The sequence below is a fragment of the Staphylococcus pseudoxylosus genome (genome assembly GCF_003697915.1).
GTDB classification, from domain to species: Bacteria; Bacillota; Bacilli; order Staphylococcales; family Staphylococcaceae; genus Staphylococcus; species Staphylococcus pseudoxylosus.
In genome coordinates this window covers 72,151-92,074 of the sequence record NZ_RCVN01000009.1, presented here as the reverse complement: position 1 = coordinate 92,074, position 19,924 = coordinate 72,151, and the positions used below count along the sequence as shown (strand labels likewise).

Genomic DNA, 19,924 nt, shown 5'->3' with positions numbered 1-19,924 from the left:
TCCTTTGAATATACCGTGTTTTTTTTATCTCTGGAAAGACAATATCGTTATGAATAATTAAAATAAAAAACACACTCAACGCTAAACTTAGCGTCGAGTGTGTTTCAAATCTCTGACATGGGGGATATTAATCATTTTTAAAATAATTATGTTAATTCACCTTTGTCCTAGACTATTTGTTATTAAATTAAGTATTATCTTGCGGCACTTTGACCGCTTGTACTATTTGAGGAACTACTACTAGAACTATTACTAGAACTATCACTGCTATTTGAGCTTGATGAAGAACTACTACCTCCACCTTGTCCTTGAGGTTTATTTGATGTTGTATTGTCATCTGGACTACCCTTAACAGATAATGAGTCTTTCGAATCTCCACTTACTGAATCAGGTTTACTGAAGTCTTTACCATCTCTTGGTGAAATGTTATCCATAACATCTTCTAATAGATATTGTGGGTATTCTTGTTCTTCATGGCCAACAAAGGAGTTTGTACCACCTTGTTTAACTTCACTGAATCCCATCCATACAGACATACTGTATTTTGGTGTAAATCCGTTAATCCAAACATCTTTTGCAGCATTATCTGGTAAATTATACTGTTGATAAGTTTCAGCACCATAAGTACCTGTACCAGTTTTTGCAGCTATGTTAACGCCAGAAATATTATGGCCATAAGCTGAACCGTAGGCTTCAAATGTACCTTTTAATACTTCAGCTAACATGTAAGAAGTTGAATCTTTCATTGCTTTTTTACTTGTATGGTCATATTCAATCGTTTCGCCGTTTTGTTTTTCAACTTTTTTAATTGAATGAGCATTGTTATATTCACCGCCATTTGCAATAGCTGCAAAGGCAGAAGCTAATTGGGTAGGTGAGAATTCGGATGCTGAACCACCTAGTACTTCAGATGGGCCAATATCTCCTTCATAGTCAAGACCTACTTTTTTAGCAAAGTCTTTAGGTGCATCATTACCAGCGTTCTCTTTAGTTGACTGCCATGCTTTAAGTGCTGGAATGTTGAAACTTTGACGAAGTGCATCATAAAGTTTAACTTTACCATGACTTTCCGTATCATAGTTTCTGAAAGTAACACCATCTACTTGATATGCTTCCTCATCTTGAATTGCATGGTTTGTTGCCCATGACATATTTTCCATTGCTGGACCATATGCTAAGAATGGTTTAAGTGATGAACCGGTAGGGTGTGCGTCAGTCGCTAAGTTTCTATCTACGATATCTTTATAATTTCTACCGCCAGATATAGCAACTAAGCTACCATTTTCACTATCTACAATAGAAGATCCTACTTGCTGATCATCATTTTTGTAATAGCTACCGTTGTTAATACGGTCTTGTAATGTTTGTTGAACATTTTTATCCATATTAGTATAAATCTTAATACCACTATTTAACACAGATCCTAAATCTTGGTCTTTAAACGCTTTGTTGTTCATAAGCTCAGATTTCACAAAGTTAATATATGAATCATATTCTGGATTTGAGTTATCTTCACTTACTTCACGTTCTTCAGATGAACGTTGAACTAAATTATCTTCAACAGAAGTATTTTGAGCTTTTTCTTTCTGTTCTTTTGTAATTCTATTATGATATTCCATTAAATAAAGAACAGTGTTTTTACGTGATTCTGCTTCTTTTGGATGTTCGTAGATGTTATAAGTATTTGGTACCTGTGGTAAACCAGCAAGATAAGCAGATTCAGCTAAATTTAAATCTTTTAAATCTTTGTCGAAATAGTATTTAGCAGCCGCTTTAACACCATAAACACCGTCAGAATAGTAGATTTTATTTAAGTACATTTCGAATATTTCATCTTTACTGTACTCTTGTTCTAATCTATAAGACAAATATGCTTCTTGTGCTTTACGTGCTATTGATTTTTGATCAGTTAAAAATGAACGTTTAACAACTTGTTGTGTCAGCGTCGAAGCACCTTCAGCTCCAAAACCACCAGTTACGTTTTTAGCAACTGCACCGAACAGTCGTTTATAATCTAACGCACCGTGATCATAGAAACGATTATCTTCAGTAGCTAATACCGCTTCTTTCATCGTCTTCGGAACCTCATCTAAATTAACGTGTTCACGTCGTTGCCCGTTATCTAACGTCTTGACCAAGTCACCATCTTTATCATAAATCTTTGCTGGAATAGGGTCTTGTAATTTTGATTCCGTAAACGCTGGCGCTTTCCAAGCGTAATACGCAAATAACAAGATACCAATTAATGCTAAAACGATAAATGCAATAATTAGAAAGCCAATTATCTTAATTATCGTTCGTTTTATATTCCTATTCTGTTTTTGCTCAGACTTTCCATTCTTACTGTTAGACTGGGAAGTCTTCTTTTTCTCCGTCATACGCGGTCCTCACTTTCATCTAATATCAACTTATCAACTGTTTTGAGATAATTCAATCGTGGTTGATACTGATAAGGAATATAGTAACCATTTTTTCTTATTTCTTCAACCGTTATCGACTTTTTAATTTCGTTAATGTGTCTTTCCCAAAACATTTTGAAATTAGAGTATGGAAGCAAATAAACTTCATCGAGCGATTTAAAACGAATTAATAAAAAGACAATTCCGTTTTGTTTATAACAGGCATCCATGTGTTTCACTTGATGATCATGCATGTTATTTAAAGGAAAGGACGTTTTGTTTTTCGTTTCTTTCGCTTCAAAGTCTAGATATCGGCCATTATAAATACCGTTATAGTCGGTAGTCGACGGCGTTCTGAAATAAGCCTCATTTATAACAGCTTTACTTCTCATCGGATAGTGAACATTTACTATTTGAACGGGTGTAGGTTTCTTATGTATTACAGCTAAACCATGGTTCAAATAATAAGTATTCGACAATTCTATATCGTTTTCTAGCGACATACCTCTGCCACCGTAATCAATTTTACTAGTTTGCCCCCGATGAGTTCGTCCGTCTTGAGACTTATTTCCATTAAATGGCTTTCCATTTGGGTAATTCATTTATTTTCACCACTTTAGTTTGGAAATCAAAAACTTGCTCCATTATACATGAGTACAGCAATTTTTTCCAAACTATGAAATTTGAACCAATGTATTTACAAATACATCACATACATTTTAACGTGCTTCGCTCAATTAAACAATATTTGAAACAAAATATTATAGTAATATAAGGTAAATGTTAAACGACTCTTTAAAAAATGACTGAAAATTAATTTTATGGTAAATTTGAAGTGTAGGGGGAAGTCACAATGCAACAAATTGTTACACAACTATTAAATGATGTTTTGTTAATGCAAGAAAGGTATGAATCCGTGAAAGCATCAGGAGAAGATTATGACTTTTATTCTACTGTTGTACCGTTTACCACTGAGATAGACCAACGCTTAAACACACTTTTGAACCGAGAATCACAAATCCTTCAATTACAGTATATGAACAAAAAGAAGTTCGATCTTTTAATTTCAAATATCGAGTCACTTTCAGTAGAATGCCACTTTAAACGTACAAGCCGAAAATTGTTCACAGAAAAATTAAAAGCTGTACAATATGATTTAAGTTATATTCAAAGAAATGAGTTTTGTTTATGATAAAAACAATTTATGTTACTGGCTATAAATCATTTGAACTTAACATATTTAAAGATGATGCACCAGAGGTTACCTATTTAAAGAAATTTATCGAACATAAATTAAATCAGTTGATTGAAGAAGGGTTAGAATGGGTATTAATACAAGGACAGATGGGTATAGAATTATGGACGGCGGAAGTGGTTCTTGAGTTGAAGACGAGCCACCCTGATCTGAAATTAGGTATAATAACGCCTTTTTATGGACACAGTGAAAGGTGGAACGAACAGAATCAAGCTAAGTATAATAACATTACACAAAAGGCAGATTTCGTTGACAGTGTGTTCCATGCGCCATATGAAGGCCCACATCAGTTTAAACAAACGGATCAATTCATGCTAGATCATACAGATCAGACACTATTGATTTACGATGAAGAGCAAGAAGCTAGTCCTAAGTTCTTTAAGCACATGTTAGTTGATTTTATGGAAAAAACAAATTATACTTGTGATATTGTGACGTTCGATGAATTAACTGAGTTCATCAACGACTTACAGTGGTCTCAAGAACAAAGTTTTGAATGAGGTGGAAAAAATGTCAGATGTTTCATTAAAATTATCAGCAAAAGATATTTATGAAAAAGATTTTGAAAAAACTATGACTCGTGGCTATAGAAGAGAAGAAGTAGATGCCTTCTTAGACGATATTATAGCAGATTATCAAAAAATGGCAGATTTAGATAATGAAGTTGTAAAACTTTCAGAAGAAAACAATAAACTTAAAAAAGAATTAGAAGAGTTACGTTTACGTGTTGCTACATCGAGACCACAAGAAAATAAAAATTTCTCTTCAAACAGTAATGCAACAACTAAAAGTAGTAACAACAATAATAACAACAATAACAATGTAGATATCTTAAAACGAATATCTAATCTAGAAAAAGCAGTTTTCGGAAAATAACATACACGCGCATTGAGCTGATGACATGTTATTAGCGTAGATTTCATATCATCTACATAGAGATAAGTTTTGATTTTTTCAAAACTTATCTTATTTTATTTGTTTAACAACTAAAATAATGATATACTTCTTGGGATGGTGTTTCGGGTAATCGCTATAGCGATATAGAGGAAAGTCCATGCTCACACAATCTGAGATGATTGTAGTGTTCGTGCTTGATGAAACAATAAGTCAAGGCATTAAGTTGACGGCAATGAAATAACCTAAGTCTTAGGATATGGTTAAATTAGTTTGAAAGTGCCACAGTGACGTAGCTTTTATAGAAATATAAAAGGTGGAACGCGGTAAACCCCTCGAGTGAGCAATCCAAATTAGGTAGGAGCACTTATTTAGCGGAATTCAACGTATATTTAAGGCATACTTTAGATAGTATGTAGACAGATGGTTACCACCAGCGTACGAGTGTTTCTAGTACACGCTTGCAGTACAATGGTACAAAACATGGCTTACAGAAATATCATCACTAGACCCAAGCTCTCCCAATATAGGAGAGCTTTTTTAATTGGTTAAAATGAATTGAAATAATCATCGGTTCACTATAGAACTTGATGCAATGTCATATCTATTTAAAATAACTTTTGATAAAATAAAATAAAATCTTTAATAAGAAGGAGCAAAACAATGTATCAATTATTAGCTGTATGTCCAATGGGATTAGAAGCAGTTGTAGCTAAAGAAATTCAAGAATTAGGTTATGAAACAACTGTCGAAAATGGCAAAATCTTCTTCGAAGGCGATGAAACTGCAATTGTTAAGTGTAACTTATGGTTACGCACAGCCGACAGAATCAAAATAGTAGTTGGACAATTTAAAGCTACAACTTTTGATGAACTATTTGAAAAGACAAAAGCGTTGCCTTGGGAAACATTGATCGAACAAAGCGGTAACTTTCCTGTGCAAGGTCGTAGTGTTAAATCAACATTATATAGTGTGCCTGACTGCCAAGCTATCGTTAAGAAAGCAATTGTAGAACGCTTAAAACACGCTTATCAAGAGCGTGGGTGGTTAAGTGAAAATGGCGCAAAATATCCAGTTGAAGTGGCTATTTTAAAAGATAATGCGCTATTAACTATAGATACTTCTGGTTCAGGCTTAAATAAACGTGGGTATCGTTTAGCGCAAGGTGAAGCTCCAATTAAAGAAACGCTAGCAGCAAGTTTAATTCGCTTAGCTAACTGGACAGGTGACACACCTTTAATTGATCCATTTTGCGGGTCGGGGACAATCGCAATTGAAGCTTGTCTAATCGCTCAAAACATCGCTCCTGGTTTCAACCGTGATTTTGTATCAGAAAAATGGGATATTATGCCAGATAGTTTATATGACGAAATGAGAGACGAAGCCGATCAACAAGCAAACTATGATCGTGAGCTAGAAATATATGCCTATGATATAGATCCAGAAATGATTGAAATAGCCCGTAGAAACGCTGAAGAGGTTGGTCTTGCTGATATTATTCAATTTAATGTTAAAGACGTTAACACATTAACTTTAGACGATGAAAAGCCATATGCTTTAATTGGTAACCCACCATACGGCGAACGTATAGGTGATAGAGATAAAGTCGAAGAAATGTATCGTTATATTGGAACACTTATGCAAAATCATCCACAAATTTCAACTTACGTTCTTACAAGCAATACTGAGTTCGAATTTTTAGTTAATAAGAAAGCAACAAAACGCAGAAAATTATTTAATGGTTATATTGAATGTACTTATTATCAATATTGGGGAGAGAAAAAAACTCGTAAGTAAATACTTCTCATGTCTTGACCATTAGAAAGAGGTGTTACAATTGAATACAGAATTTAAAAAAGGAATTATCTTTGCTTTTGGAGCATATTTCTTATGGGGCATACTACCCATCTATTGGGGGTTAATTGATGATATAGGTGCATTTGAAATATTAGCATTTCGAATTGTACTTTCAATGATTTTCATGTTATTTATCGTTATCCTTACCAAAAATACCGAGCCATTTAAGCGAGATATTCACCGACTATTTACGAATCCAATACAACTCATTGCGATTATTGCAGCTGGCTATGTGATAACAATTAATTGGGGCACATTCATATGGGCCGTTACAAATGGACACGTGTTACAATCCAGTTTAGGTTACTACATCAATCCGCTTGTAAGTATTTTACTTGCATTAATATTTTTAAAAGAGCGGTTCAACAAACTTGAATGGATCGCCATAGGGCTTGCCGTTGTAGGTGTGTTATATATGACATTGAAAATAGGGGTGTTTCCCGGCATTTCTTTATTGTTAGCGGGTTCATTTGGCATCTATGGCTTGATTAAAAAGCTTGTTCCAATAGATGCTATAAGCAGTATAACAATCGAGTGTATTGTAACAGCGCCTGCTGGCTTTATCTATTTATGGTATATATGGCATCAAGGTGGGCTTACATTTGGTATGAACATTTCTTCTTTTTGGTTGTTATTCTCAGGAGCCGTTACAGCAGTCCCACTTATATTGTTCTCAGCTGGTGCCAGACGCATACCGTTATCATTAACTGGCTTCATACAATATATTGGACCTACTTTAATGTTTTTAATTGGTATTTTCCTATTCAAAGAACCATTTGACTTAGATCAGCTCATTACATTTATCTTTATTTGGGTTGGTATTATAATTTATAGCATTTCACAATATGTAAAAATCAAAAAAGATAAAAACCCAGTGATAAATTAAATCAATGATAAATAATGTCTCTAGCGCAAGGACAACGTATTACATTTATATGTGTAAACCGTCCTTGAACTAGGGTTTTTATTTATTAAAAATATATTTTATGGCTTTTGACAATTCTGCTTTCACGTTTACTTAACTAAAAATAGGATAACTATAATATTGTGAGTGTAAACATAAGAAGTGAATTATTCACAAAAAATAATTATACTATACATAACACTATTAAATAATAAGAGAAAAATAAGGTCTCGTATAATAACTAAAATGTACAGGAGTGATTAGATGACAAGAGTATTGATACTAGGAGCTAATGGTGCGATTTCTAAAGCAGCTATCAACTCATTTTTAGAAAATACAACATATACCTTAAGATTATTTTTAAGAGATGCAAATAGATTACCTGACTACGCCTCAGACCGTATACGAGTTCGTGAAGGCGATGCTACAAATTTAGAAGACGTTACCAATGCAATGGAAGATGTTGATATTGTTTTCGCCTCATTATCAGGTGATTTAGATAAAGAGGCACAAACGATTGTCGAAGCCATGAATGCAAATAAAGTAAAACGACTTGTATTTGTTACATCACTTGGTATCTACAATGAAATCCCAGGTGAATTTGGTACTTGGGTACAGACTCAAATTAGTGAATCATTACCAGTCTACAAAAAAGCTGCAGACATAATTGAGCAATCCGGGCTTGATTATACAATATTCAGACCAGCTTGGTTAACTGATATAAACGAAATTGATTACGAAATCACTAAAAAAGATCAACCATTTAATGGAACTGAAGTATCTAGAAAAAGCGTAGCTGCAGTAGCAGTACAAATTGCCAAGAATCCAGAACTGTATTTAAATGAAAACATTGGTATAAATAAACCAAATACAAACTTCGATAAACCAAGGTGGAAATAATGGATTTAAGATTGACGTATTAAAAGCCAGTCCGAGACATCAATAGTTGTCTCGGACTGGCTTTTGTAAATATAGAGAAATATAACAAAGTCAATTTAACAAAAAAGCATTTCTAATACGTCATATCTTTGAATTTTAAATTTTGCAAATCAAAAAACATTAAAGGATTATACAACTCGTACCTATAACAACTTTAATTAAATAGTAGTATTTTCAATTTCTAACAACTTATTTTAAAATACTTACTTTAGACAAGTAACGATTTGTTATACAATAAGTAGTAATTACATATAAGTAATAAAGGGGATACGAAACATGTCTAATACTGAGCAACTCGATATTTTATATAAATTAAAAAAAGAAGTAGAAAAATCTAAAAATGGTAGATTAGTCCATATTATCAATCAAGTAATTAAAAAAGTGTTTTTAGAACAATACACTGCTACTTTTGTAGGTCATTTTTCAGCAGGAAAATCCACATTAATCAATTTACTACTAGAAGAAACGATATTACCAAGTTCTCCCGTACCTACAACTAGTAATACCGCAATTGTTTCTGTCGCAGAGCAGCCAGGAATTATTGCAAATCTAAGTAATCAACAATATACATTATTAAATAATTACGATGATGTAAAAAAAATGAATCGCGAGAATTTCGATGTGGAATCTGTAGAAATTAAATTCCCGTCTGATAAATTTCGCAAAGGATTCACATTACAAGACACACCTGGAGTCGACTCTAATGTATCTAGCCACCAATCTAGTACAGAAGAGTTTATGTATACCAGCAACGTACTCTTCTATACAGTAGATTATAATCACGTCCAATCTGCCTTGAATTTTCAATTTATGAAACAACTGAATCAAGCAGGTGTGCCAGTCGTGTTTGTAATTAACCAAATTGATAAGCACAATGAAGACGAAATCAGTTTCGACACCTTTAAATCACGTGTTGAAAAATCAATAGCTGAATGGGAAATCGATTTAGACAAAACTTTTTATGTTTCTAAATTTAGTCATACGCATAATGAAATCGAAGCACTTTCAAAATATCTCGTAGAAAAAGATAACAATCGCGAAACAATTGAGGATTATGTTAATCGAATCGTAAAATTCATCACAGAAGAACAATTATCTTATATTAAATACGAAATCCAAGATCTTTTAGATAAATTGGATATTTTCGAAGCGGACTTTGAACAAGCTTATATCAATTTCAAACAACACCAGCAGGTTAGCGAAGAAGCCAAGCTATTAAACAACCCCAATGAGTTGTATGAATTTTTAAAACAAAAAAGAAAAGCAATTATCGATAATGCTTATATCATGACACACGATACAAGAGAAACGATTCGAATATATTTAGAAAGCCGTACTAAAGATTTCACAGTTGGCGGGCTTTTTAATAAGAAGAAAAAAACGCAAGAGGAACAACAACGTAGATTAAATCAAGCACTTACGCAATTACAAGAGAAAGTTAACCAAGAGATTAGACAACCACTTAGAGAAGATATGTCATTTTTAACTCGCTTTATAAATGATTCTGAAATAAATGAAGCTATATTAAATCAACATTATGAAATCCCAGAATCCTTAATAACTGATTTATATCAAACACAGATTACCATTAGCAATCAGTATGTATTAACATTTTGTGATGATTTAATGAAATCTCTTAAACAGTATATTGGCAAAACATCTGATCCATTGTTCAAAGAAGCTATCAATCATGCTCAGGCAAATGATATTGGTATAGAGCAAGAAGATGACTATAATGATTATGAAAAATTTATGGAAATGCGTAATCTAAGGGAATCACTTGAGACACAAAATTACTTACATTATTACATTCACATAGATGACTCTCTCGATAAACTTATAGATAGAAAAGAAATCACTTACACACCAAAAGCAAATAAAGTAAAATCCGTTAATCATTCGAAATCAGAAACTTCCACAGAACCAAACCAAGAAGATCAGACACAAAATATTAAGCATGCGCTTGAAATTATTCAAGATGTCCCGTTGTTCGAACAGAGCAAACAAAATATAGATGACACACTTGCTCGGCTAGATAACAAAATAGTCAAAATTGGTGTGTTCGGGACGTTTAGTGCTGGTAAAAGTAGTTTAATTAATGCTTTATTAGGTGATAATTATTTAGTAAGTTCACCGAACCCTACAACAGCTGCTATGACAGAACTAACATACGGTCATGAAAGCCAAATTACGTTAAAATCGGCCGAACAACTTTTAGCAGAAATAAACCAAGTTTTTGAAGTGGAAAATATTACATTTGATAGTATTGAGGCATTTTTAAATAAAAATACAAATAAATTAAAAGCATCACTAGAAAAAAATAAGCTCGCTTTTGTGAATGCAGTAGAGAAACATTATGGCATGTATCAAGACATGCTTAAAAATGGTTTAATACACACAATAGCCCAAGATGAAATTAAAAGATGGAGCGCAGAAGACGAGTATGCTACATTTGTTAATACTGTACATTTAAAGTTACCTGTAGATTGGTTAAAAGATAAAATTATAGTAGATTCACTAGGACTCCACTCTAATAATCAACGCCATACTAATGAAACTGAAAAAGTATTAACATCAGCTGATTTAATTTTGTATGTTAGTTACTTTAACCATTCATTTACAGATAATGACAAACGCTTTATTGAACATATGAAAGCAATGAACCAATTAAACGAAAACCAAGCATTTAAAATGATAATTAATGCAACAGATTTAGCAGAGACAGAAGAAGATTTAAATGCGGTTATTGAATACGTAGGAGATGCTTTAACTCAAGTTAATATGGATTCAGACATCTTCGCAGTTTCAAGTAGAGAAGCCTTAAAAACAAATGACATTGGTATTGAAAGACTTAAGAAGAGTATTGAACATTTTGTTCAAGTTGAATCTAAAAATATTCTACAAAAACAAATGATGGGTCAACTTCACCATATTTCTGAAGCATATGAACAAATGATTGAAGCATTTCATAATGATAAAGCAGAAATCAACCAACGTAATCAAAAATTACAAAGTTATGATAAAACAATCATTTTCAATAACAATCTACTTCAAATCGCTGAACAACGAACATCAAATGAAGTAGACGATCAAATTTATCATTTAAACGAACGATTAAAATTACAATTATTAGATGAAGTTAAATCTATCTATAATGGACAAATGACTAAAAACACAAATTTCAATGAAGAAAAACGTCAATCAACAAAATTATACTTAGATCAAATTCATCAGCGATTATATCTAGAGCAATCATTGCTTGTAGAACGTATAAAAAAATATTTCCATGAACAATTACACACTGAAATTGCACCATTAAAACAAAAGTTGCAACAGTTGCACGTGTTTATAGAACCTGAATTTGATAAAAGCGAAATTGAGTTAGATAATCCTTACTTAAAAATCGATTTAACTCAAATGATTGACGCATTACCAAAATCACTTTCTAAAAAGAATATTTTACAGCCTAAAACGCAAAGCACAATTCAAGAACAAATAACACAAGAAACGATTCATTTACTGGCACCTTGTATTGCTAATTTAAGACAAGCTGTTAACGAAACAGTTGTGCAAATGCAAAGTAATGCTGAAGATAAATTTAACCAATTTGAAAATGATGCACATAGCCAAATTAAGGAACTTTTATCTTTTGAAGTTGACGATGCATTTATTCAACAACTACAAGAAACAAATAATAATTTAAAACCATATATGTAATTAGAGGAAGAGGTACTTTTATGTACAAAAAAATATTATTAATTGATGGCATGGCTTTACTATTTCGCCATTTCTTTGCCACAAGTCTGCACAAACAATTTATGAGAAACTCTTCGGGAACACCAACAAATGGTGTTCAAGGGTTTGTACGCCATGTCTTCACTGCAATAAACGAAATTCAACCAACACATGTAGCTGTATGTTGGGATATGGGTAAATCTACTTTTAGAAACGATATGTTCGATGGTTACAAACAAAATCGTCCTGCACCCCCAGACGAACTGATACCACAATTCGATTACGTCAAAGAAGTCTCTAACCAATTCGGTTTTGTTAATATAGGCGTCCAAAATTTTGAAGCAGATGATGTCATTGGTACTTTAGCAGAAGCCTATTCTGAACAAAACCAAGTTTATATCGTGACAGGGGATAGAGATATTTTACAATGTATTAACCCAAATGTTGAGATTTGGTTAACCAAAAAGGGATTTAATATCTACAATCGTTACACCTTAAATAGATTCCAAAGTGAATATGGTTTGAACCCATCACAACTTGTAGACGTTAAAGCATTTATGGGCGACACTGCGGACGGCTATCCTGGAGTAAAAGGTATCGGAGAAAAAACAGCAATCAAACTCATTCAAAATCACGGTTCAGTTGAATCTGTTATTGCTTCTTTAGAACAATTAACAGCTGGTCAGCGTAATAAAATTGAATCCGATATGGACAATCTTAAACTTTCAAAAACCTTAGCAAAAATCCATACAGAAGTTCCTTTAAATACAAATGACTTATTAGATGATATGGCATTTGGTACTGAAATAACAAAAGTTTTAAATATATGTAAAGAACACGAGTTATATGTATCTGGTAAATATCTGGCTACTCATTTTAGTTAACTCAAACACATGTAACTAAGACTTATAAACTATATACAAAGCGGACATATAAATTCAAAGTTTTTACTTTGATTTCATATGTCCGCTTTCTTCATTTTTAGTAAATTACTAGTAATGGCGCTATTTTTTATTTTGCTTGGTTATTTTATAAAGTTCATTTTTAGCATGATGATTTGCCTCTTTGTTTTGATTTCTAGGTACCCATCTAACGAAAAACAATTCAAAATGCTGTTCTAACGCTAACATCTTATCGTAATAAAGTTTGAATTTTTCATTTTTAACGCTACCTTTATTAATACTATCCTCTATAAGTTTCGAATCTGTAAACACTAAAGCTGTGGATATATCATGTTTAACAGCACATTCCAAAGAAAATATTAAAGATGCCCATTCAGCACTATGATTATCCATAACACCTAAATCTTTTGTATAGTGAAAGCGCTCATCGTCAATTACTAACACGACTGCACATGCGCTTACACCAGGATTACCAGCTGTAGCAGCATCAAAGTAAATTTTTGCCATAATTTCCACCTTTATCTATTATTTATGTTTATTTTATCAAATCAGGCACATAGATACTATTTACGCGACATTAAATTGCTTGTGAAATTATATGATATAGCTTATACTTTTAATTATCCCTACTAAATAAGTCGGATTTGAAAGGACGTTGATCTATTTGAAAAATATGTTTATTATACACGGTTATCAAGCAACTACTAAAAGTCATTGGTTTGAGTGGTTAGCTACCGAAATGAAGCAGTTTGGTTATTCTACGGAAATCGTGTATTTACCGAATACAAATCAACCCAATTTAGATGATTGGATAACAGCTATACAAAATAGTTTAGAAAATAAGCTAAATGCAGAAACCCTCATTGTTGCACATAGTTTAGGTGTAATAACTATACTTGATTATTTGTCTAAGCTAAAACACGCTCCGACTATTAAAGGACTATTTCTCATTTCTGGTTTTAATGAGCAATTAACAAATTTACCAGAACTTGATCACTATATATTACAAACTCAGATTGATTTCCGTATGATTAATGCACAACACATCGTAACGATTGCCGGTAGCCATGACCCAATTGTCAATATTGATGCAACCGACAGATTGTCTCATGAATTAAAGACGGAAACATTACATGTATCACACGAAGGTCATTTCCTTGATAGCGATGGATATAGGACTTTCAATTTTCTAAAAGACCAAATCATTCAAACATTAAATAATAATAAAAACTCTAGGACTGGTAGTTAACCAATCCTAGAGTTTTTTAGTAACCTTCATCTAGTTTATTTATTTTACCCTTGCGGTACATTGATTTAGCCCAATAACCAAAAGGAACATTAAATATCGTTGATATCACTTTCAATAAGTAAGTAGTTATAAAGATTTCAAAAACTGCAGCATTTGGCATAGAACCGATAAACGCAATCGATACAAATAGTGCAGTATCAATAATATTACTGATGATTGTACTGCCGTATGCTCTAATAATAAACGTTTTATCTGAACTAAAAAGTTTTTTTATTAAACTAAATAATAATACGTCTAAATGTTGGCCGATAATGTAAGCAATCACAGATCCCAATGCAATTCTAGGAACAAGGTTAAAGATACTTTCTAATGCTTGTTGAGAACTATCAATTGGCGATGGTGTGAAATGCAATGACATTTGCATAACAATAATCATAACCAAGGTAGAACTAAAACCTATCCAAACTGCACGTTTTGCAACTTTTCTACCATAAATATCATTTAATATGTCTGTCGCAAGATAGATCGAAGCGAACATGACATTACCCAAAGTTGCAGAAATCGTAAATACATCTACAGTTTTAATCACTTGAATGTTTGCAATTATTGTACCTATTGCAACCCAAGCAATCAGACCATGTTTACCAAACAATCTATACATGGCTACTAATAAAAGAAATGTTACTAAAAATGTTACTACTCCAAATATTTCATTAAACAATTTATTTGCCTCCTAAATTTTGTTGATGCGGGTGTTTAGAAACCGCAAAATAAACAACTAAATAATTTTACCAAATAAAACAAAAAATACAAGCAAATTAAATAAAATCATTACCAAATGTAGATAAAAATTGTGCATAAATTTTAAGATTAAACAAACATTGTTACAAATGATATAATGATTCTAAGTGTCAAATCCTTGTAAATTTAATGTATTTATTAGGGACATTTTACTTATAGCGTAACAGGAGAGTGACGAGTATTCTAACTTATTCTGAAAAAGAAGCAATAGAAGCAATAGATCATCTTATGAACACATATTGCAATAAATGCTTACTTAAACATCACATTAATAAAACTCAAGGAAAAACACATGCCCACCATTTTTGCATATCAGAATGTTCGGTAGGGAAAGAGATTAAACAATTAGGCAATGAGCTGCAATAATTAGGAGGAATTTAAAATGGAAATCGTAGAGGTAGCACAAACACCAAACCCAAATACAATGAAAATCGTTTTACAATTATCAGGTGAGGACTATAAACCTAACACGTATACTTCTGTCAAAGAAGGTCAACCTGATTTTATCAATACAATACTTGAATTAGAAGGCATTAAGTCTATTTTTCAAGCTATGAATTTCATATCCGTTGATAAGAAATCTGATTCCAATTGGGACGACTTATTACCACGAGTAACCGAAACATTAGAAAATATTTAATAAGGAGGTTCTTAAATGGAAATCGTACGTGTTGAACCTACGCCAAGTCCTAACACAATGAAAATTGTACTAAATGATAAGAGAAAAGATAATAAATCAAATACGTATACTACCATCCAAGATGACCAACCCAACTTTATCAATGACGTATTAGCCGTAGAAGGTATCAAATCTATATTTTATGTTATGGATTTTCTTGCAATAGATAAAAAACCAAAATACGACTGGGAAACATTATTGCCTAAAGTCACTGCTACATTAAATAAAGATGTAGCAGAATTAGAAGAACCTATGCCAGATGAACATTTTGGAGAAGTTAAGGCTGAAGTTTTAAAATTCAAAGGCATTCCTTATCAAGTAAAACTAACAACTAATTCAGAAGAAAAACGTAAGCAATTACCTGAAATTTTTGTAGATAGCATGCTTGCAGCACAGAAAGATGACGATAATATCGTTTTTCAACGCAAGTGGGAAGATTTAGGAGTTCGTTACGGTGAACTTGATGAAATTATGTCAGAAGTTTTTGAAGAGATATTAGCAATTTATCCCGAGGACAAATTAGAAACACTCGTACAAGATGCATTAAACACAGATGTAGTCATTCCTGAAAAGCATTACCAGCATGTGTCACTTGAAACGTATCAAGCTACAGAAGATTGGAAAGAACGTTTAAGAATGTTGAAGGCTTTCCCAACACCAACAGAACAAGATTTTCCATTATTAGGAGATGCTGTCAGTGAAGAGGAGAAAACACCTTTAAGACGTGAAGCTATCGTCTTACTTGGAATGGTAGAAGATAAGGCTGTGCTGCCATATCTATTTAAAGGTTTACGCGATAAGAGTCCAGCAGTAAGACGAACTGCAGGTGACTGTTTAAGTGATTTAGGTTTTAAACAAGCCTTACCAGAGATGGAAAAAGCATTAGACGATCCACAAAAAATTGTTAGATGGAGAGCTGCGATGTTCATCTTTGACGAAGGTGGTCCAGAGCAATTAGAATCTTTACATGCACACGAGAATGATCCAGCATATGAAGTTAAACTTCAAATCGAAATGGCGATTGAAAGAATTGAAAATGGAGATCAAGCTTTGGGCTCAGTTTGGAAACAAATTGCTAACAGAAATAAAATATAATTGTTAAAATATTTATTATTAGATTTTAAGGAGTGTTGGAAATGAATGCATATGAAGCATATATGAACGAACTTGCTACACAGATGCGTAGTGAATTAACCGGGCGTGATTTTGAAAGTTTAGAGACTTCAGATGATGTGACGAACTATATGAACAACGTTTCAACAGACGACACTACATTCGTTGTAATTAATTCAACGTGTGGATGTGCAGCTGGTTTAGCTAGACCAGCTGCTGTAACTGTTGTAGAGCAAAATGATAAAAAACCAACTAATAAAGTGACTGTTTTTGCTGGTCAAGATAAAGAAGCTACTGAGACGATGCGAAATTATATTCAACAAGTACCATCAAGCCCATCGTATGCATTGTTTAAAGGACAAGAGTTGAAACACTTTATCCCACGCGAACACATTGAAGGCAGAGATATTCAAGATATATGTATGGATATCAAAGATGCCTTTGATGAACACTGTTAATACGAACAAAAACACATCTTATCTTAATTAAGCAAACTAATATAAATTCGAAGCGGTAAAACAAATTTATACAGTTTAAAATTACTACTAATTAAGCATATTTAAATGCCAACTTACGACATATCTATTTTTTAATCTTGAGATATGACTAAGTTGGCATTTATTTTTTAAAAATAATGCTACTTTTATAACGTTTACACTGAAATGTTGTATAATTTACCTAACATGCAATATTTTTACACAATCTTTTTTACACAATCTATAGTAAATTCTTTTAATTGTTGCTAATATCCAATAAGATTAAATAAAAATATAATTGAAAGGAGTGTGCTATTATGTTAAATAGTTTCGACCAATCTTACCATAATCTATGTGAAGAAATTCTTGAGATAGGAAAACAAAAAAACGATCGCACAAACACTGGCACAATTTCTAAATTTGGACATCAACTCAGATTTGATTTATCAAAAGGATTTCCTTTACTGACAACTAAAAAAGTTTCCTTTAAATTAATCGCAACTGAATTATTATGGTTTATTAAAGGCGATACGAACATCAAATATTTACTTCAGTACAACAATAATATCTGGAATGAATGGGCTTTTGAGAATTATATAAATTCATCTGATTATCACGGACCAGATATGACCAATTTTGGTCATAAAGCACAAACTGACGAAGCTTTTAATGCAATTTATAAAGAAGAAATGCAAAAATTCAAGCAACAAATATTAAATGATAATGATTTCGCCTCAAAATACGGTGATTTAGGTAATGTTTATGGTAAACAATGGCGAGATTGGGAAGACAAACAAGGTAATCATTTCGATCAGTTAAAAACAGTAATTGATCAAATTAAAAATAACCCTAATTCTCGTAGACATATCATTTCTGCATGGAATCCAACTGAAATTGATACAATGGCTTTACCACCATGTCATACGATGTTCCAATTTTACGTTCAAGATGGAAAATTGAGTTGTCAATTATATCAGCGAAGTGCCGATATATTCTTAGGTGTGCCGTTTAACATTGCGAGTTATAGTTTATTAACGCACTTAATAGCTAAAGAATGTGGTTTAGAAGTGGGAGAATTTGTGCATACTTTTGGTGATGCGCATATTTACTCAAATCATATTGATGCAATAGAAACACAATTATCACGCAATAGTTTCGAACCACCTAAACTTAAAATTAATTCTGACGCTTCAATTTTCGATATAAATTATGAAGATTTAGAAATTGTAGATTATGAATCTCACCCTGCTATTAAAGCACCGATTGCAGTTTAAAACATAAGCTTTTATTTAAATTAATAAACCTTTTACTATATAATTAAGACCATGAACTTTATAAATACTTATTTAGAATTTCACTATTAGGAGGAAAATTATGACACTGTCGATACTAGTAGCTCATGACCAACAACGTGTCATCGGGGTAAATAATCAATTACCTTGGCACTTACCTAGTGATTTAAAACATGTTAAAGCTTTAACCACGGGCAATACGCTTGTCATGGGACGTGCAACATTCGATTCTATTGGGAAGCCACTTCCTAATAGACGTAATGTTGTTTTAACAAGAAACAAATCATTCCATCATGAAGGTGTAGATGTCATACATTCTATGGAAGATATTTATGACTTACCAGGGCATGTATTCATTTTTGGTGGTCAATCACTTTTTGAAGAAATGATTGATAAAGTTGATGATATGTATATCACTGTGATTGAAGATAAATATAATGGCGATACATTTTTCCCGCCATATACTTTTAAAGATTGGGAAGTTGAATCATCAGTCAAGGGGGAAATTGATGAAAAAAACACAATTCCTCACACTTTTTTACATTTGACACGTAAGGAAACTTCATAGGAGGAAATTATGATGAAAAAGAAAATTGTAACCGATTCAACATCTGATTTATCACACGAGTATTTATCTGATAATGACATACATGTGATACCGCTTAATTTAACAATCAATGGGGAAGCCTATGTAGACCAAGTAGATATTTCTTCTGAAGCATATATTCAGAAAATGCAGGAAGATGCAGATGTTAAAACAAGCCAACCAGCAATTGGTAAATTTATTGAAATGTATGATGAACTAGGTGCAGACGGTTCTGAAATTATAAGTATTCATATGACTTCAGGTTTAAGCGGCACATACCAAACAGCGCTACAGGCGAGTCAAATGACTGATAGTAAGGTAACAGTTATTGATTCTAAATCCATCTCTTTTGGGTTAGGTTATCAAGTACAGCATATAGTTGACTGGAATAATGAAGGATATGACACTACAACTATCGTATCTAAAATTACTGAATTACAAAAAAATATAAAGCTGTATGTTGTAATAGGCCAATTGAACCAATTAATCAAAGGTGGTCGTATTAGTAAAACTAAAGGTTTAATAGGAAATATGATGAAAATCAAACCAATTGGAACACTTGAAGATGGTAAAATCGAATTAATACACAATTCAAGAACACAAAATGCAAGTGTACAATTTTTAAAGAAAGAAATTAGTGCATTTATCGGTGATAGAAATATAAAATCTATAGGCATTGCACATGCAAATATTATTGAATTCGTAGATAAAGTTAAAAAACATTTTTCAGAAGAATTCAACTTTACACAGTTCGACACAAACGTAACAACACCTGTGATTAGTACACATACTGGTCAAGGTGCAATTGGTCTCGTAGTGTTAAAATCATAAGTTCCATTCAAA

At 32.5% G+C, this 19,924-nt stretch carries 20 protein-coding genes and 1 other RNA gene; 17 read left to right on the top strand and 4 right to left on the bottom strand.

What is annotated here, in order from left to right; genetic code table 11:
* Positions 1–194 precede the first annotated feature (194 nt).
* Positions 195–2,378 carry a transglycosylase domain-containing protein gene (locus D9V42_RS09635; RefSeq protein ID WP_122064713.1) on the bottom strand — a complete coding sequence of 728 codons (2,184 nt, stop codon included), beginning with the start codon at positions 2,376–2,378 and terminating at the stop codon, positions 195–197.
* Complete coding sequence (recU, locus tag D9V42_RS09630) at positions 2,375–3,001, bottom strand: Holliday junction resolvase RecU (RefSeq protein WP_107531497.1); 627 nt, start codon at positions 2,999–3,001, stop codon at positions 2,375–2,377. Before recU ends, D9V42_RS09635 begins: the two co-directional genes overlap by 4 nt.
* 251 nt (positions 3,002–3,252) lie before the next feature.
* Between recU and D9V42_RS09625 the strand changes: the two genes are divergently transcribed.
* The 9 genes from D9V42_RS09625 to D9V42_RS09585 all read left to right on the top strand — a co-directional run bounded on the left by D9V42_RS09625 (position 3,253) and on the right by D9V42_RS09585 (position 12,867).
* Positions 3,253–3,591, top strand: a complete 339-nt coding sequence (locus tag D9V42_RS09625; RefSeq protein WP_107558431.1) for a DUF1798 family protein — start codon at positions 3,253–3,255, stop codon at positions 3,589–3,591.
* Positions 3,588–4,154 carry an SLOG family protein gene (locus tag D9V42_RS09620; protein ID WP_107555586.1) on the top strand — a complete coding sequence of 189 codons (567 nt, stop codon included), beginning with the start codon at positions 3,588–3,590 and terminating at the stop codon, positions 4,152–4,154. The genes D9V42_RS09625 and D9V42_RS09620 overlap by 4 nt, the downstream gene beginning before the upstream one ends.
* Positions 4,155–4,164: 10 nt before the next feature.
* Complete coding sequence (locus D9V42_RS09615) at positions 4,165–4,530, top strand: DivIVA domain-containing protein (RefSeq protein ID WP_107555585.1); 366 nt, start codon at positions 4,165–4,167, stop codon at positions 4,528–4,530.
* Between the two features lie 139 nt (positions 4,531–4,669).
* An RNA gene (gene rnpB / locus D9V42_RS09610) (RNase P RNA component class B) lies at positions 4,670–5,044 on the top strand.
* A 167-nt stretch (positions 5,045–5,211) separates the two neighbouring features.
* Positions 5,212–6,345, top strand: coding sequence for a THUMP domain-containing class I SAM-dependent RNA methyltransferase (locus D9V42_RS09605; RefSeq protein ID WP_122064711.1), 1,134 nt, complete (start codon positions 5,212–5,214; stop codon positions 6,343–6,345).
* A gap of 40 nt (positions 6,346–6,385) precedes the next feature.
* On the top strand, positions 6,386–7,291 hold the full coding sequence (rarD, locus tag D9V42_RS09600) for an EamA family transporter RarD (RefSeq protein ID WP_122064709.1): 906 nt from the start codon (positions 6,386–6,388) through the stop codon (positions 7,289–7,291).
* Between the two features lie 282 nt (positions 7,292–7,573).
* On the top strand, positions 7,574–8,209 hold the full coding sequence (locus tag D9V42_RS09595; RefSeq protein WP_107556247.1) for an SDR family oxidoreductase: 636 nt from the start codon (positions 7,574–7,576) through the stop codon (positions 8,207–8,209).
* Between the two features lie 315 nt (positions 8,210–8,524).
* Positions 8,525–11,965, top strand: coding sequence for a dynamin family protein (locus D9V42_RS09590; protein ID WP_122064707.1), 3,441 nt, complete (start codon positions 8,525–8,527; stop codon positions 11,963–11,965).
* Between the two features lie 20 nt (positions 11,966–11,985).
* Positions 11,986–12,867, top strand: coding sequence for a 5'-3' exonuclease (locus D9V42_RS09585; protein ID WP_122064705.1), 882 nt, complete (start codon positions 11,986–11,988; stop codon positions 12,865–12,867).
* Between the two features lie 120 nt (positions 12,868–12,987).
* Here the strand turns inward: D9V42_RS09585 and D9V42_RS09580 are convergent, their stop codons facing one another.
* On the bottom strand, positions 12,988–13,392 hold the full coding sequence (locus D9V42_RS09580; protein WP_119614947.1) for a ribonuclease HI family protein: 405 nt from the start codon (positions 13,390–13,392) through the stop codon (positions 12,988–12,990).
* 166 nt (positions 13,393–13,558) lie between these two features.
* Here D9V42_RS09580 and D9V42_RS09575 point away from each other — a divergent pair, with 166 nt between their 5' ends.
* Positions 13,559–14,134 carry an RBBP9/YdeN family alpha/beta hydrolase gene (locus tag D9V42_RS09575; protein ID WP_325167784.1) on the top strand — a complete coding sequence of 192 codons (576 nt, stop codon included), beginning with the start codon at positions 13,559–13,561 and terminating at the stop codon, positions 14,132–14,134.
* A 16-nt stretch (positions 14,135–14,150) separates the two neighbouring features.
* Here D9V42_RS09575 and D9V42_RS09570 read toward each other — a convergent pair whose 3' ends face one another.
* Entirely contained in the window at positions 14,151–14,855 is a 705-nt protein-coding gene (locus tag D9V42_RS09570) for a queuosine precursor transporter (protein WP_107556252.1), read from the bottom strand.
* Positions 14,856–15,106: 251 nt separating this feature from the next.
* Between D9V42_RS09570 and D9V42_RS09565 the strand changes: the two genes are divergently transcribed.
* From D9V42_RS09565 to D9V42_RS09535, 7 genes are all read left to right on the top strand, one after another.
* Positions 15,107–15,301 (top strand): zinc-finger domain-containing protein, encoded by a 195-nt coding sequence (locus tag D9V42_RS09565; RefSeq protein WP_029377283.1) that lies wholly within the window; start codon positions 15,107–15,109, stop codon positions 15,299–15,301.
* Positions 15,302–15,317: 16 nt separating this feature from the next.
* The gene (locus D9V42_RS09560) at positions 15,318–15,575 is read left to right on the top strand and encodes a NifU N-terminal domain-containing protein (RefSeq protein ID WP_122064701.1); all 258 of its coding nucleotides are present in this window, start codon (positions 15,318–15,320) and stop codon (positions 15,573–15,575) included.
* A 15-nt stretch (positions 15,576–15,590) separates the two neighbouring features.
* Positions 15,591–16,709: a conserved virulence factor C family protein gene (locus D9V42_RS09555; protein WP_107556077.1), complete on the top strand. Its 1,119-nt coding sequence runs from the start codon at positions 15,591–15,593 to the stop codon at positions 16,707–16,709.
* A 41-nt stretch (positions 16,710–16,750) separates the two neighbouring features.
* Positions 16,751–17,185 (top strand): bacilliredoxin BrxA, encoded by a 435-nt coding sequence (gene brxA / locus D9V42_RS09550; protein ID WP_122064699.1) that lies wholly within the window; start codon positions 16,751–16,753, stop codon positions 17,183–17,185.
* Positions 17,186–17,520: 335 nt separating this feature from the next.
* Positions 17,521–18,477: a thymidylate synthase gene (locus tag D9V42_RS09545; RefSeq protein WP_122064697.1), complete on the top strand. Its 957-nt coding sequence runs from the start codon at positions 17,521–17,523 to the stop codon at positions 18,475–18,477.
* A gap of 100 nt (positions 18,478–18,577) precedes the next feature.
* Entirely contained in the window at positions 18,578–19,063 is a 486-nt protein-coding gene (locus D9V42_RS09540) for a dihydrofolate reductase (protein ID WP_107531277.1), read from the top strand.
* 9 nt (positions 19,064–19,072) lie between these two features.
* Positions 19,073–19,912: a DegV family protein gene (locus D9V42_RS09535; RefSeq protein ID WP_107556073.1), complete on the top strand. Its 840-nt coding sequence runs from the start codon at positions 19,073–19,075 to the stop codon at positions 19,910–19,912.
* The last annotated feature ends 12 nt before the right edge of the window (positions 19,913–19,924 follow it).

Coding starts and splice junctions, on each gene's coding strand:
- D9V42_RS09635 (WP_122064713.1), bottom strand. CDS start 2,378: ATGACGGAGAAAAAGAAGACTTCCCAGTCTAACAGTAAGAATGGAAAG.
- recU (WP_107531497.1), bottom strand. CDS start 3,001: ATGAATTACCCAAATGGAAAGCCATTTAATGGAAATAAGTCTCAAGAC.
- D9V42_RS09625 (WP_107558431.1), top strand. CDS start 3,253: ATGCAACAAATTGTTACACAACTATTAAATGATGTTTTGTTAATGCAA.
- D9V42_RS09620 (WP_107555586.1), top strand. CDS start 3,588: ATGATAAAAACAATTTATGTTACTGGCTATAAATCATTTGAACTTAAC.
- D9V42_RS09615 (WP_107555585.1), top strand. CDS start 4,165: ATGTCAGATGTTTCATTAAAATTATCAGCAAAAGATATTTATGAAAAA.
- D9V42_RS09605 (WP_122064711.1), top strand. CDS start 5,212: ATGTATCAATTATTAGCTGTATGTCCAATGGGATTAGAAGCAGTTGTA.
- D9V42_RS09595 (WP_107556247.1), top strand. CDS start 7,574: ATGACAAGAGTATTGATACTAGGAGCTAATGGTGCGATTTCTAAAGCA.
- D9V42_RS09590 (WP_122064707.1), top strand. CDS start 8,525: ATGTCTAATACTGAGCAACTCGATATTTTATATAAATTAAAAAAAGAA.
- D9V42_RS09585 (WP_122064705.1), top strand. CDS start 11,986: ATGTACAAAAAAATATTATTAATTGATGGCATGGCTTTACTATTTCGC.
- D9V42_RS09580 (WP_119614947.1), bottom strand. CDS start 13,392: ATGGCAAAAATTTACTTTGATGCTGCTACAGCTGGTAATCCTGGTGTA.
- D9V42_RS09575 (WP_325167784.1), top strand. CDS start 13,559: ATGTTTATTATACACGGTTATCAAGCAACTACTAAAAGTCATTGGTTT.
- D9V42_RS09560 (WP_122064701.1), top strand. CDS start 15,318: ATGGAAATCGTAGAGGTAGCACAAACACCAAACCCAAATACAATGAAA.
- D9V42_RS09555 (WP_107556077.1), top strand. CDS start 15,591: ATGGAAATCGTACGTGTTGAACCTACGCCAAGTCCTAACACAATGAAA.
- brxA (WP_122064699.1), top strand. CDS start 16,751: ATGAATGCATATGAAGCATATATGAACGAACTTGCTACACAGATGCGT.
- D9V42_RS09545 (WP_122064697.1), top strand. CDS start 17,521: ATGTTAAATAGTTTCGACCAATCTTACCATAATCTATGTGAAGAAATT.
- D9V42_RS09540 (WP_107531277.1), top strand. CDS start 18,578: ATGACACTGTCGATACTAGTAGCTCATGACCAACAACGTGTCATCGGG.
- D9V42_RS09535 (WP_107556073.1), top strand. CDS start 19,073: ATGATGAAAAAGAAAATTGTAACCGATTCAACATCTGATTTATCACAC.